The 12259-nt window shown below is 51.8% G+C and carries 12 protein-coding genes; 10 read left to right on the forward strand and 2 right to left on the reverse strand.

All coding sequences use genetic code 11. The annotated features are described in order from the left end of the window. Nucleotides 1-108: 108 nt before the first annotated feature. The 4 genes from glnH to ybiO all read left to right on the forward strand — a co-directional run bounded on the left by glnH (nucleotide 109) and on the right by ybiO (nucleotide 4660). On the forward strand, nucleotides 109-852 hold the full coding sequence (gene glnH, locus WB237_RS10100) for a glutamine ABC transporter substrate-binding protein GlnH (protein WP_013097464.1): 744 nt from the start codon (nucleotides 109-111) through the stop codon (nucleotides 850-852). Nucleotides 853-936: 84 nt separating this feature from the next. Next, nucleotides 937-1596, forward strand: a complete 660-nt coding sequence (gene glnP, locus WB237_RS10105; RefSeq protein WP_014169254.1) for a glutamine ABC transporter permease GlnP — start codon at nucleotides 937-939, stop codon at nucleotides 1594-1596. Further along, nucleotides 1593-2315 (forward strand): glutamine ABC transporter ATP-binding protein GlnQ, encoded by a 723-nt coding sequence (gene glnQ, locus WB237_RS10110; protein ID WP_014069454.1) that lies wholly within the window; start codon nucleotides 1593-1595, stop codon nucleotides 2313-2315. Before glnP ends, glnQ begins: the two co-directional genes overlap by 4 nt. Nucleotides 2316-2446: 131 nt before the next feature. Continuing rightward, entirely contained in the window at nucleotides 2447-4660 is a 2214-nt protein-coding gene (gene ybiO, locus WB237_RS10115; protein WP_336212741.1) for a mechanosensitive channel protein, read from the forward strand. A 47-nt stretch (nucleotides 4661-4707) separates the two neighbouring features. Here ybiO and rlmF read toward each other — a convergent pair whose 3' ends face one another. Then, nucleotides 4708-5619, reverse strand: a complete 912-nt coding sequence (gene rlmF / locus WB237_RS10120) for a 23S rRNA (adenine(1618)-N(6))-methyltransferase RlmF (protein ID WP_336212743.1) — start codon at nucleotides 5617-5619, stop codon at nucleotides 4708-4710. A 244-nt stretch (nucleotides 5620-5863) separates the two neighbouring features. Here rlmF and mcbA point away from each other — a divergent pair, with 244 nt between their 5' ends. The 3 genes from mcbA to ybiJ all read left to right on the forward strand — a co-directional run bounded on the left by mcbA (nucleotide 5864) and on the right by ybiJ (nucleotide 7066). Next, entirely contained in the window at nucleotides 5864-6130 is a 267-nt protein-coding gene (mcbA, locus tag WB237_RS10125; protein WP_336212745.1) for a DUF1471 family periplasmic protein McbA, read from the forward strand. A gap of 123 nt (nucleotides 6131-6253) precedes the next feature. After that, nucleotides 6254-6520, forward strand: a complete 267-nt coding sequence (locus WB237_RS10130; RefSeq protein ID WP_129996394.1) for a DksA/TraR family C4-type zinc finger protein — start codon at nucleotides 6254-6256, stop codon at nucleotides 6518-6520. 285 nt (nucleotides 6521-6805) lie between these two features. Continuing rightward, nucleotides 6806-7066 (forward strand): DUF1471 family protein YbiJ, encoded by a 261-nt coding sequence (ybiJ, locus tag WB237_RS10135; protein ID WP_336212748.1) that lies wholly within the window; start codon nucleotides 6806-6808, stop codon nucleotides 7064-7066. A 112-nt stretch (nucleotides 7067-7178) separates the two neighbouring features. Here the strand turns inward: ybiJ and ybiB are convergent, their stop codons facing one another. After that, entirely contained in the window at nucleotides 7179-8141 is a 963-nt protein-coding gene (gene ybiB, locus WB237_RS10140; RefSeq protein WP_336212750.1) for a DNA-binding protein YbiB, read from the reverse strand. Nucleotides 8142-8397: 256 nt separating this feature from the next. Between ybiB and WB237_RS10145 the strand changes: the two genes are divergently transcribed. The 3 genes from WB237_RS10145 (at nucleotide 8398) to WB237_RS10155 (ending at nucleotide 12248) form a co-directional block, all read left to right on the forward strand. After that, on the forward strand, nucleotides 8398-8934 hold the full coding sequence (locus WB237_RS10145) for a fimbrial protein (RefSeq protein ID WP_336212752.1): 537 nt from the start codon (nucleotides 8398-8400) through the stop codon (nucleotides 8932-8934). A 68-nt stretch (nucleotides 8935-9002) separates the two neighbouring features. After that, nucleotides 9003-9677: a fimbrial biogenesis chaperone gene (locus WB237_RS10150; RefSeq protein ID WP_336212754.1), complete on the forward strand. Its 675-nt coding sequence runs from the start codon at nucleotides 9003-9005 to the stop codon at nucleotides 9675-9677. Nucleotides 9678-9704: 27 nt separating this feature from the next. Next, complete coding sequence (locus tag WB237_RS10155; RefSeq protein WP_336212757.1) at nucleotides 9705-12248, forward strand: fimbria/pilus outer membrane usher protein; 2544 nt, start codon at nucleotides 9705-9707, stop codon at nucleotides 12246-12248. Nucleotides 12249-12259 lie beyond the last annotated feature (11 nt).

Consider the following 12259-nt stretch of genomic DNA (forward strand, 5'->3'; position numbering starts at 1 on the left):
ATGACATCATCCCCTTTGCAAAACAACAAGTTGTAAAGTTGGCACGATTTTTTCATTGTGCCACATGTTCTCGCAGGGGATCGCCCCGTGGATATAAAAGGAAATGCTATGAAGTCTGTATTAAAAGTTTCACTGGCTGCACTTACCCTAGCTTTTGCGGTGTCTTCTCAGGCTGCCGACAAACTGGTTGTGGCGACCGACACGGCGTTCGTTCCGTTTGAATTCAAACAGGGTGATAAATACGTTGGTTTTGATGTGGATTTGTGGGCTGCTATCGCAAAAGAACTCAAACTGGATTACACCCTGAAGCCAATGGACTTCAGCGGCATCATCCCGGCACTGCAAACCAAAAACGTTGATCTGGCACTGGCCGGTATCACCATCACTGATGAACGTAAAAAAGCCATCGACTTCTCTGACGGCTACTACAAAAGCGGCCTGCTGGTCATGGTCAAAGCCGACAATAACGACGTAAAAAGCGTGAAAGATCTCGACGGTAAAGTGGTTGCAGTGAAGAGCGGCACAGGTTCTGTTGATTACGCAAAAGCAAATATCAAAACTAAAGACCTGCGTCAGTTCCCGAACATCGACAACGCGTACATGGAACTCGGCACCAACCGTGCTGACGCTGTTCTGCATGATACGCCAAACATCCTGTACTTCATCAAAACAGCAGGCAACGGCAAGTTCAAAGCTGTCGGTGAATCTCTGGAAGCACAGCAGTACGGTATCGCGTTCCCTAAAGGCAGCGATGACCTGCGTACAAAAGTTAACGGTGCGCTGAAAACGCTGAAAGAGAACGGCACCTACAACGAAATCTACAAAAAATGGTTCGGTACTGAGCCTAAATAATAATACGTAAAAATGACGTTCACTCGGGGGCGACCTTTCGCCCCTGATATTTTTGAAACACGGTAACAGTAACAGGAAATTATCATGCAGTTTGACTGGAGCGCCATCTGGCCTGCCATTCCTATCTTGCTTGAAGGCGCTAAGATGACCCTGTGGATTTCGGTCCTGGGTCTGGTTGGTGGGTTGATTATCGGTCTTGTCGCCGGTTTCGCCCGCACCTACGGTGGCTGGATTGCAAACCACATCGCACTGGTTTTCATCGAAGTGATCCGCGGCACTCCTATTGTCGTGCAGGTCATGTTCATCTACTTCGCCCTGCCAATGGCTTTCACCGACCTGCGTATCGATCCGTTCAGCGCGGCCGTTGTGACCATTATGATCAACTCAGGAGCTTACATCGCAGAAATTACCCGCGGTGCGGTTCTGTCGATTCATAAAGGTTTCAGTGAAGCGGGTCTGGCGTTAGGTCTTTCTCGTCGCGAAACGATCCGCCACGTGATTTTACCTCTGGCACTTCGCCGTATGCTGCCACCACTCGGTAACCAGTGGATCATCAGCATTAAAGATACGTCGCTGTTCATCGTTATCGGCGTGGCTGAGCTGACCCGTCAGGGGCAGGAGATCATTGCTGGCAACTTCCGCGCGCTGGAAATCTGGAGTGCGGTGGCCGTTGTCTACCTGATCATTACTCTGGTTCTGAGCTTCGTTCTGCGTCGTCTTGAAAGAAGGATGAAAATCCTGTGATTGAATTTAAAAACGTTTCCAAGCACTTTGGTCCAACCCAGGTGCTGCACAATATTGATCTGAACATCAAACAGGGTGAAGTGGTGGTCATCATCGGGCCATCCGGTTCCGGTAAATCGACGCTGCTGCGCTGCATCAACAAGCTGGAAGAGATCACCAGCGGCGATCTGATCGTCGATGGCCTGAAAGTGAACGATCCGAAAGTCGACGACCGTCTGATTCGTCAGGAAGCGGGCATGGTGTTCCAGCAGTTCTACCTGTTCCCGCACCTGACGGCGCTGGAGAACGTGATGTTTGGTCCGCTGCGAGTGCGCGGTGCCAACAAAGCGGCGGCGGAAGCGCTGGCAAAAGATCTGCTCGCCAAAGTCGGCCTGGCAGAACGTGCGCACCACTACCCTTCCGAGCTGTCCGGCGGTCAACAGCAGCGTGTGGCTATCGCCCGCGCGCTGGCGGTCAAACCGAAAATGATGCTGTTTGATGAGCCAACCTCTGCACTTGACCCGGAACTTCGCCACGAAGTACTGAAAGTCATGCAGGATCTGGCAGAAGAAGGGATGACGATGGTGATCGTGACCCACGAAATCGGCTTTGCTGAGAAAGTGGCGTCCCGCCTGATCTTCATTGATAAAGGCCGTATCGCTGAAGACGGTAACCCGCAGGAATTGATTGCGAACCCGCCAAGCCAGCGTTTGCAGGAGTTCCTGCAGCACGTCTCCTGATCCTCGTTCATTCGCTTCACATAGAGCCGGGCATGCCCGGCTTTTTTACGCCAGATTGTTCCCAAAAACTCCCCTCCGACCCTCGCACTCTATACTTATCATTTTGCACAATATTTTCACCGGAGGGCGCCGTGCCGTGGATCCTGCTGCTGTTGATAAGCCTGTTTAGTGCGCCATCGCTCGCTGTGGCGATACCCGGGGTCACTGCCGGAACGACCGCTACCCAGCAAAATGCGCCGCCGACGGAACCGGATGTTGAACAAAAAAAAGCGGCTTACAGCGCGCTTGCTGACGTCCTTGAGAACGACACCTCCCGACAGGAACTCATTGGTCAGTTGCGGAAAGTGGCCGCCACGCCGCCGCAGGCATCGGTGCCAACCCTCACACCTCCGCAAGTGGAGGAGCAAAAAACGGTGCTGGAAAACGTCACTGACGTCAGTCGCCACTACGGTGAAGCCCTCTCATCTCGTTTTGCCCAGCTTTACCGCAACCTGATTGGCTCACCGCATAAGCCCTTTAACCCAAAAACGTTTACCGCTGCCGCTACACAGTTCCTGGTGCTGGCCGGTGCGGTATTTCTCTTTTACTGGCTGGTGCGTCTGTGTGCGTGGCCGCTGTACCGTAAGATGGGACAATGGGGACGCAGGAAGAATCAGCAGAAAAACAGCTGGCTGCACCTGCCGTTGATGATAGCCTCAGCGTTTATCATCGATTTACTGCTGCTGGCGTTGACGCTGTTTTTAGGCCAGATGCTGGCCGACAAGCTGAATGCTGGTAACAAAACCATCGCCTTCCAGCAATCACTTTTCCTGAATGCCTTTGCCCTGATCGAGTTTTTTAAAGCGCTGTTGAGGTTACTCTTTTGTCCACGCGTACCGGCGCTGCGACCTTTCACCATCGGGGATGTGAGCGCAAAATACTGGGCACTGCGTCTGAGCGTGCTCAGCGGGTTGATTGGTTATGGTCTGCTGGTTGCCGTGCCGATCATCTCCAACCAGGTGAACGTCCAGTTTGGGGCGCTGGCAAACGTGCTAATTATGATCTGCATTACCGTCTGGTCGCTGTACCTAATCTTCCATAACAAAAAGGCCATTACTGAGAGCCTGCTGCACCTGGCCGACCGTTCCCTCTCGTTCTTTAGCCTCTTCATTCGCGCTTTTGCGCTGGTGTGGCACTGGCTGGCAAGCGCTTACTTCATCGTACTGTGCTTCTTCTCGTTGTTCGATCCCGGCAACAGCCTGAAATTTATGATGGGAGCGACGTTCAAAAGTCTGGCCATTATCGGCATCGCGGCATTTGTGTCGGGGTTGTTGTCCCGCTGGATCTCGAAAACCATCACCCTCTCACCGCAAGTGCAGCGTAGCTACCCTGAACTGCAAAAACGCGTAAACGGCTGGATGTCGGTATCACTTAAGGTGGCGCGTATTCTGACCGTCTGCGTGGCGATGATGCTGCTTCTGAATGCATGGAGCCTGTTTGATTTCTGGAACTGGCTGCATAACGGTGCGGGTGAAAAAACGGTCGACATCCTGATTCGCATTGCGCTGATTTTGTTCTTCTCCGCCGTCGGCTGGACGCTGCTGGCGAGTCTTATTGAGAACCGTCTGGTATCGGATATACACGGCAGACCGCTGCCCAGCGCCCGCGCCAGAACGTTACTGACACTGTTCCGCAACGCCCTGGCGGTGATTATCAGCACTATCACCATCATGATTGTGCTCTCGGAAATCGGCGTAAATATCGCCCCGTTGCTGGCGGGGGCAGGTGCTTTGGGGCTGGCGATCTCCTTCGGTTCGCAAACACTGGTGAAGGATATTATTACCGGCATTTTTATCCAGTTTGAGAACGGGATGAACACGGGTGATCTGGTCACGATTGGGCCATTAACCGGCACGGTAGAGCGGATGTCCATTCGCTCAGTCGGCGTGCGTCAGGACACCGGGGCGTACCACATCATTCCCTGGTCTTCGATCACCACTTTCGCCAACTTTGTGCGCGGCATTGGTTCCGTCGTGGCGAACTATGATGTGGACCGTCATGAAGATGCAGAAAAAGCTAAACAGGCGCTGCGCGATGCGGTGGAAGAGCTGATGCAGATGGAGGATATTCGCGGGCTGGTGATCGGGGAGCCATCATTTGCCGGCATTGTCGGGCTGACGAACACGGCATTTACCCTGCGTGTTTCGTTCACCACACAACCGCTGAAGCAGTGGACGGTGCGCTTTGCCCTCGACAGCATGGTGAAAAAACACTTTGATCTGGTGAATGTGCGGATGCCTGTGCAGACATATCAGGTGCTGCCACCACCCGCATCGCCGCTCCCACCGCAGGAGCCGACGCTATAGCCTGGTTGCCGGGTGGCGGCTTCGCCTGACCCGGCCTACGAGACACATTATTTGCGGCGTTTGTTATCGTCCATAAACGACCAGGCAATAAAGCGACTCTGTTTCTGACCTTGCGCCATCTCTTTTTTCACCACTTTCACGGCACCCGCTTCGGTCAGGGCACGGTAGAGTGGCGGCAGGTTATCCCCACGGGAAACCAGCGTTGTGAACCACTTAACCTGACGACCAAATTGCTTACTTTCATCAATCATGCGCAGGATAAAGGCGACTTCACCGCCCTCGCACCACAACTCCTGCTGCTGTCCGCCAAAGTTCAGCGCCGCATCTTCCGCCTGCCCCAGATTGCGGCGCTTACGTTCGCTCCCCGCACGGGCCGCTGCCGCTGAATCATGGAACGGTGGGTTGCACATCGTGGCATCGTAGTTTTCGTTTTTGTGAATAATGCCGTTGAAGATCGAGGCCGCATCTTTCTGACGACGCAGACGAATGGCGCGGCTTAATCCTGGGTTGGCGCTGATAATCGCCTGGGCGCTGGCAAAGGCCTCGGCACCGATTTCACTCCCGGTAAAACGCCACTGATACTCATGAGCGCCAATCAATGGATAGATCAGATTTGCCCCGGTACCGATATCCAGGACGGTAGCTTGCTGCGGAACAACACCGCCACGATCGTCTGCAAGAAGGTCGGCAAGGTGGTGAATGTAATCAGCTCGCCCCGGTACAGGTGGGCAGAGAAAGCCTTCCGGAATATCCCAGTGCACCACACCGTAAAAATGCGCCAGCAGGGCTTTGTTCAGCATTTTAACTGCCACAGGATCAGCAAAGTTCACCGAAGGCTCGCCCGCAGGCGTCTGGACGATATAGTCCTGCAGTGGAGGGCAGCTCTGGCATAACGCGTTCATATCGTAGCGGCTGCGATGGCGATTTCGTGGGTGCAATCCCGGCTTTTGGGAAGTCATGGCATTCTCCTTTAAACAGCGGCGTAAGATACCCTTTGCGGGCCGAACGGTAAATCTTTCTCTTTGATGTTCAAAAAAGCGACAAAAATCAATCACCTTTATGTCTATGATCTGTCAGTACATTGTCAATTTTAATTGTTCAAAAAATAAGCAGATCATCATCAAATTTTTGCGCTAAATCACACTCCTCGGGCTTCTAAACTTAAAGGGAAATCACCTGTTGTTTCCTCATGAGGATGTGATTATGAAAAAGTACCTGACCCTTGCTGTAATCGCAGCCGCCCTGGCGACCGCGTCTTTCTCCGCTATGGCCGTTCAGTCACTGACCCAAAGTACCGATACTAGCCAGCTACGTCCTGCGGGCACCGTTTCGGTTAGCCGCGCTAGCAACCTTGACGATCTGCAGGATAAATTGGCCGAAAAAGCGCGCCAGGAAGGTGCAAAAGGATATGAGATCAATTCTGCCAGCGGTGATAACCATATGTTTGGCACGGCGACCATTTACAAATAATCCGACGTCTACTCAACGCACTGCATCTGCAACACAGGTGCAGTTTTCTTCGCCTGTTTCTTGACTGTTCAATTTTTAACCCCATATTGAGCGTATGCCTTCAACAGATTCCCGGAGGAGTTCATGGCTTCAGGTTGGGCGAATGACGACGCCGTTAACGAACAGATCAACAGTACAATTGAAGATGCCGTTGCCCGTGCTCGCGGCGAAATTCCGCGCGGCGAAAGTTTATCGGAATGCGAAGAATGTGGAGAACCCATTCCGGAGGCACGACGTAAAGCCATTCCAGGCGTGCGGTTATGCATAACCTGCCAGCAGGATAAAGATTCAAAAATATCATCTCATTCAGGATATAATCGCAGAGGTTCGAAAGACAGCCAGTTACGTTGACTCTCCTTTACGTAAGCTAACTACCCAAACGCATTCCTTTACTCTCACGATTTTTAGTCAAACGCGTAGCAAAATGTGCCCTTCTTCTCTCTTCTGTAAAGCGCTTCAACAAGAAGTGTAAAGTGGCACTTTGAATTTATTAATATTCAATAAGTTATTTGTCATTCAATTTTTTTGAGCGACCACGTCAATTCTCTTCGATTTTATCCTCCGCAAAAAAGCGTGATACTTATCACATCGACGGAACATCGTCCCCTTAACAGAATAACCTGCGAGAGATTAATTATGAAAACCATCAAATATGCTGTTGCTGCTGTTGCCCTGTCCGCTCTGTCTTTTGGTGTATTTGCTGCAGAGCCTGTCTCTTCTACTCAGGCCCAGGGCATGAATAAAATCGGTGTGGTAAGTGCAGAAGGCGCGACCACGCTGGACGGTCTGGAAGCCAAACTGGCTGAGAAAGCCGCAGCTGCTGGTGCAAGCGGATACACCATTACCTCCGCTAACACCAACAATAAGCTGAGCGGTACTGCGGTTATTTACAAATAATCGAACGAATTATGCTCCACCCTCACCGTACCCTCTGGTGAGATGCTCCACCCCTCATTGACCCTGTTGTTACCCTTGCTTGCCCGTCCGCCACTGGACGGGCTTTTTTTGCTTAAAACGTCTCTTCAACGCGTTTTAGCCCTGCTTCGATCGTTTCAACTTCCCCGGTAGCCAGCAAACAACAGGCCATCTGTAGCTTGAGGGAATGCGGAACGGACACATTTCCGGCAAGACACTGCTCAATCCAGTGCGCGGTGGTGTGCGGATCTTTTGCCTCAGGCAATACCACGCCGCTATTTTCGTCCCCACGCTCCAGAATGGCGCGCGTACCCACGGAATCAATCAGCACCACCTGAGGGCAGCGCTGAGGGTTAGCATAAACCTCGCCCTCTGTGCCATGCATCAGCAATGCCCTGCCCCCAATGTCCTCAAAGAATTTACCCACACGCGCAACATATTCAGGGTGAGAAACGCTGGAAAGACGCAGAGCCGCATCTTCGCCAAAAGGTGTCGCCAGTTTCGCCAGGGTGTGTGCGCTGTTACGCACCCCCATGCGCCAGCGCATATCAAGCTGCTTTTCCAGCGGTGGGCAAAGTGCACTCACAGGGATGTAAACCGGTTGATGACCATCCAGTTTCGCCTGTGCCTGGCCAGCATGCCGTGTTGGCGCGATCCCTAGCATCCCGAAAATGGTCTCCGTCAGTACGCGCGTAGGATCTTCGCTCACGCCGTGCACCACCACCGGAAACCCGAGTTTGTGTAATAAGATAGCCAGCAGTGGAGTGAGATTTGCCTGCTTGCGCGCACCGTTATAACTCGGGATCACAATCGGCATCGGTTTTGCCACCGGCGGCGTTAAGCGCAGCGTATGCGCCTGCATGGCTTCATAGAAGCCGCGCATCTCCGCTTCACCTTCTCCCTTGATACGCAGCGCAATCAGAATGCCCCCCATCTCCAGGTCAGGTACTTCGCCATTGAGCATATGGGTGTAAAGCGCACGAGCGGTTTCATGGTCCAGATCGCGGGCATGGTTTTTCCCACGCCCTACTTCTTTGATAATTTTGCGATAATCCACGACATCTCTCCTGAAAACATCATCTTGTTAACAATATAGCCCTGAAGAACATCCAGACGTTAGTTTTTTTCAACGGGATCAACCTTCTGTTTTTATGATGAAAAGTGAAACTCAAGCACTATTTCAATTATTTGTAATTCCGCCAGAAGATTCTTAATACGTCATTGTTTGCTTAAATAGCCAGCGGAAAATCATTAAGGGTCACTGGTGAAAACGTCCAGGCAGCGTTCTCACCAGAAACATACCAGGATTTGTTATGAAAAAGGTTGCTTTAGGTTTATTCATCGCCGCAACAGTGGGATGTTCTGCATCTGCATTAGCGGCAACAAACGGTGAAGGTCAGATAAACTTCACCGGGGAAATAATTGATTCTGCTTGTCAGGTAGTTAATGGGTTAAGTAATCCATTAAATGTTCAGTTAGGCAAAGTCTCTAAAACGGTATTTACCGGTGCGGGCTCTACCAGCACGTTAACGAAGTTCGATATTCAGCTAAAAGATTGTCCGGAAACCGTTACCTCCGCAGCGATTAACTTCGGCGGAACGCCGGATGCGAATAATAACGCCACGCTGGCATTAACGCCGGATGTGGATGCTGCAACAGGTGTGGCTATTCAACTGGTTGATGCTTCTGAACAACCCGTGAGTCTGTATACGCCGTCTCAGCAATATCCGTTAACCTCCGGCACGACGGTCAACGACCTGATATTCGGCGCACGGTATATTCAAACCGGGGCCGCAATTACCGCAGGTCCGGCTAACTCCGTTTCGACCTTCACCGTTATCTATAACTGATATTATCCATCCTGAGATATTAACGTTTTTATCGGCGTTAATATCTCTTCTTTTTTTGAGAAATAGTTATGCGCCACGGTTATTTACTGAGCACTCTTTTACTGGCAGCCGCCACTGCGCATGCAGGTGTTATTATTAATGGCACCCGACTGGTCTACCATGGAGATAAAAAGGAGTCCTCTCTTGGCCTTTCAAACCCAGATACTACGGATTATCTGGTACAGTCCTGGGTCGACTCTGGCGGTAAAAACCTGGCCAAAGCACCCTTTTTGATCACCCCCCCGCTTTTTCGTCTTGATGCGCAAGAGGATAACGTGCTGCGCGTGGTACGCACCGGTGGAAATTTACCGGAAGATCGCGAATCGCTGTACTGGTTAAATATCAAAGCCATTCCCTCCTCAAAACATGTTGAAGGGATGAATACCCTGCAAATTGCCATTAATACGCGCATAAAATTGTTGTATCGCCCTACTTCGGTTAAAGGTAAACCTGAAGACGTCGCAAATAAACTTGAGTGGCATCGTGAAGGCAACGATCTGGTCGTCAATAACCCAACGCCATTCTATATGAATTTCCAGAAGGTGACACTGAACGGCCATAAAGTGGATAAAGCCACGTGGGCAACACCTGAAACGGAAACGCATTTTGCCTTACCTGGTAACGTCAGCGGTTCCACTGTCGCGTATTCCATTATTACGGATTACGGCAGTATCAGCCAGACCTGGTCGAAATCAGTCCACTAATATCACGCGCAGAAAATTACTATAATCATGTACAGCCATAAAAAGCCGTTCACCTGCCGAATTTCATCACTGCTGGTCATTTTATGTGGCCTGGCGCTGGCGATCTTTGCACAGCAGGTTATGGCTGATGATTATTTTAACCCAGCATTACTGGATATTGATAATCCTCAACAGGGAAAGACCGATCTGTCCGTTTACGAAAAAGGGCCAGGGCAGGCACCGGGAAAATATCAGGTCGCCATTTTTATTAATAACAATAAAATTGATACACGCGACGTCACGTTCAAATTACAAAAAGATCCGCAAGGTAATAACTCTCTTCAGCCCTGCTTTAGTCTGAGTGACTTAAAAAGCCTGGGTATCAAAACTCAAAAATATCCAGAGCTGATGGCAAAAGGCCAATGCGCTGATTTAAACACCATCCCGGCAGCCTCCGCGTCGTTCCACGTTCGCAATCAACAGCTGCTGCTAAGTGTTCCGCAACTGGCACTTGGCCAGGTTCCACGGGGCTATATCGACCCAAAAGAGTTCGATGAAGGGATAACGGCAGGTCTGCTCAATTACAGTGCGACCGCGAGCCAAAGCCACGCGCTGCAACAGGGTGAACAGGATACCAGCAGCCAGTACGTCAATCTCCGGCCTGGCCTTAACATTGGCGCATGGCGGTTGAGAAACTACTCGACATGGAACCGCAGCACCACGGGTAAAGAACAACAGCAGACGTTTTCATCCATTTATACCTACGCCCAGCGCGATATTGTGGCGATGAAAAGCAGCCTGACGGTCGGACAAAGTTCTTCCCCTGCCGACGTGTTTGATAGCGTGCCTTATACCGGCGTACAGCTTAACTCCGACAGCGACATGCTCCCGGACAGCGAGAAAGGGTATGCCCCGATTATTCGCGGTACAGCACACAGTAACGCTCTGGTGATGGTGCGACAGAACGGTTACGTCATTTATCAAAATACCGTTGCGCCCGGTGCATTTGAGATCAACGACCTCTACCCGACGGGCAGCAGCGGCGATCTTCAGGTGACGGTAAAAGAAACCGACGGTAGCGAAAGCCATTTCGTGGTGCCCTACGCTTCAGTACCGGTACTCCAGCGTGAACATAACCTGCGCTATAGCGTCACTGCTGGCCGTTATCGATCATATGACAGTGATGTAGAGAAAACGCCGTTTGCCCAGGGCAGCGCAATTTATGGTTTACCGTATGGTTTCACTGCCTATGGTGGGGTTCAGCAGAGTAACCATTATCAGTCCCAGGCGCTGGGCGCGGGAAAAAACATGGGTGATTTAGGCGCCTTTTCCATCGACGTGACCCGTGCAAAAGCCCTGCTTAAAGAGCAACAGGCCAGCAAAGGCCAGTCCTGGCGTGTACGTTACAGCAAAGATTTTGCCGGCTCCGGTACCAATTTCTCTCTCGCGGGCTATCGCTACAACAGCAAAGGGTTTTACACCCTGGAAGACACCATGGAGTCCTGGACCCGCTCGGACGACTGGTCAGCCCCACAACAGCGTCGCGCGCGGACTGAAGCCACCATCGACCAGACGCTGCCCAAAGGGTGGGGCTCCGTCACCCTGAGCATGGTGAAAGAGACTTACTGGAGCCAGAGTCAGGACATGACCTCCATGAGCGTCAGCTACAACAACAGCTGGCATGGAGTGAGCTACAGCCTGAGCTACAGCATGAACAAAAATACTGACGACAGCGACGAGAACGGGGAGTCAGTCACAAACGACAACCAGTTCTCTCTGAGTGTCTCCGTTCCTCTTGACCATTGGATGCACAACACATGGGCTACGTACAATCTGAATAACACCAAAGAGGGTACCACGCAGAATATTGGCCTGAACGGCACGGCGCTGAAGGAGGAGAATCTCAACTGGAATATTCAGGAAGGGTTGAGCACCACCGGCAGCGGTAACTCCACCAGTGCGAATGCCGACTATAAGGCAACCTATGGCGAAGTGAGCGGCGGTATTAGTCAGGATAAATATCAGCGCACGGTGAACATGGGTCTGCAGGGGGGCGTCGTGGCGCATGCTAACGGCATCACATTAAGTCAGCCGCTAGGGGAAACCATCGCTCTGGTAAAAGCGCCGGGGACCCATGGCACGCATATCACCAACCAGACGGGTGTCGAGACCGATTTCCGTGGCTATACCGTTGTGCCATTTGTCACCGCCTATCGCCATAACACCATTTCGCTGGACACCGAAACGCTACCAGAGGATGCCGACGTGACCCACGCCGCGCAGATTGTCACCCCGACACGTGGCGCAGTCGTTCGGGCGAGCTTCAACACCCGTGTGGGACGTCGGGTATTGATGACGTTGACGCAAAACGGTAAACCGCTTCCCTTTGGCGCAACGGTCACCACCGACGATAAGGACAGCGAGTTCATTGTGGGCAGCGACGGCCAGACCTATCTCTCCGGCCTGGCTCAACACGGCACACTCTCGGTCTCATGGGGCCAGGAGGCCAGCGAACATTGCGTCGCGCAATACGTGCTACCGGAAGATAAAAACAAGAATTCCGTCATTAACGCTGCCGCGCAGTGTAACTGATCCATCGTACA

Source organism: Enterobacter sp. P82, assembly GCF_037053385.1.
Classification (GTDB): domain Bacteria; phylum Pseudomonadota; class Gammaproteobacteria; order Enterobacterales; family Enterobacteriaceae; genus Enterobacter.

Excerpts from the sequence above, each read along its gene's own strand:
- WB237_RS10150 (WP_336212754.1), top strand. The coding sequence starts at position 9,003 with ATGCGCCACGGTTATTTACTGAGCACTCTTTTACTGGCAGCCGCCACT.
- glnH (WP_013097464.1), top strand. The coding sequence starts at position 109 with ATGAAGTCTGTATTAAAAGTTTCACTGGCTGCACTTACCCTAGCTTTT.
- mcbA (WP_336212745.1), top strand. The coding sequence starts at position 5,864 with ATGAAAAAGTACCTGACCCTTGCTGTAATCGCAGCCGCCCTGGCGACC.
- rlmF (WP_336212743.1), bottom strand. The coding sequence starts at position 5,619 with ATGACTTCCCAAAAGCCGGGATTGCACCCACGAAATCGCCATCGCAGC.
- ybiJ (WP_336212748.1), top strand. The coding sequence starts at position 6,806 with ATGAAAACCATCAAATATGCTGTTGCTGCTGTTGCCCTGTCCGCTCTG.
- WB237_RS10145 (WP_336212752.1), top strand. The coding sequence starts at position 8,398 with ATGAAAAAGGTTGCTTTAGGTTTATTCATCGCCGCAACAGTGGGATGT.
- WB237_RS10130 (WP_129996394.1), top strand. The coding sequence starts at position 6,254 with ATGGCTTCAGGTTGGGCGAATGACGACGCCGTTAACGAACAGATCAAC.
- glnP (WP_014169254.1), top strand. The coding sequence starts at position 937 with ATGCAGTTTGACTGGAGCGCCATCTGGCCTGCCATTCCTATCTTGCTT.
- WB237_RS10155 (WP_336212757.1), top strand. The coding sequence starts at position 9,705 with ATGTACAGCCATAAAAAGCCGTTCACCTGCCGAATTTCATCACTGCTG.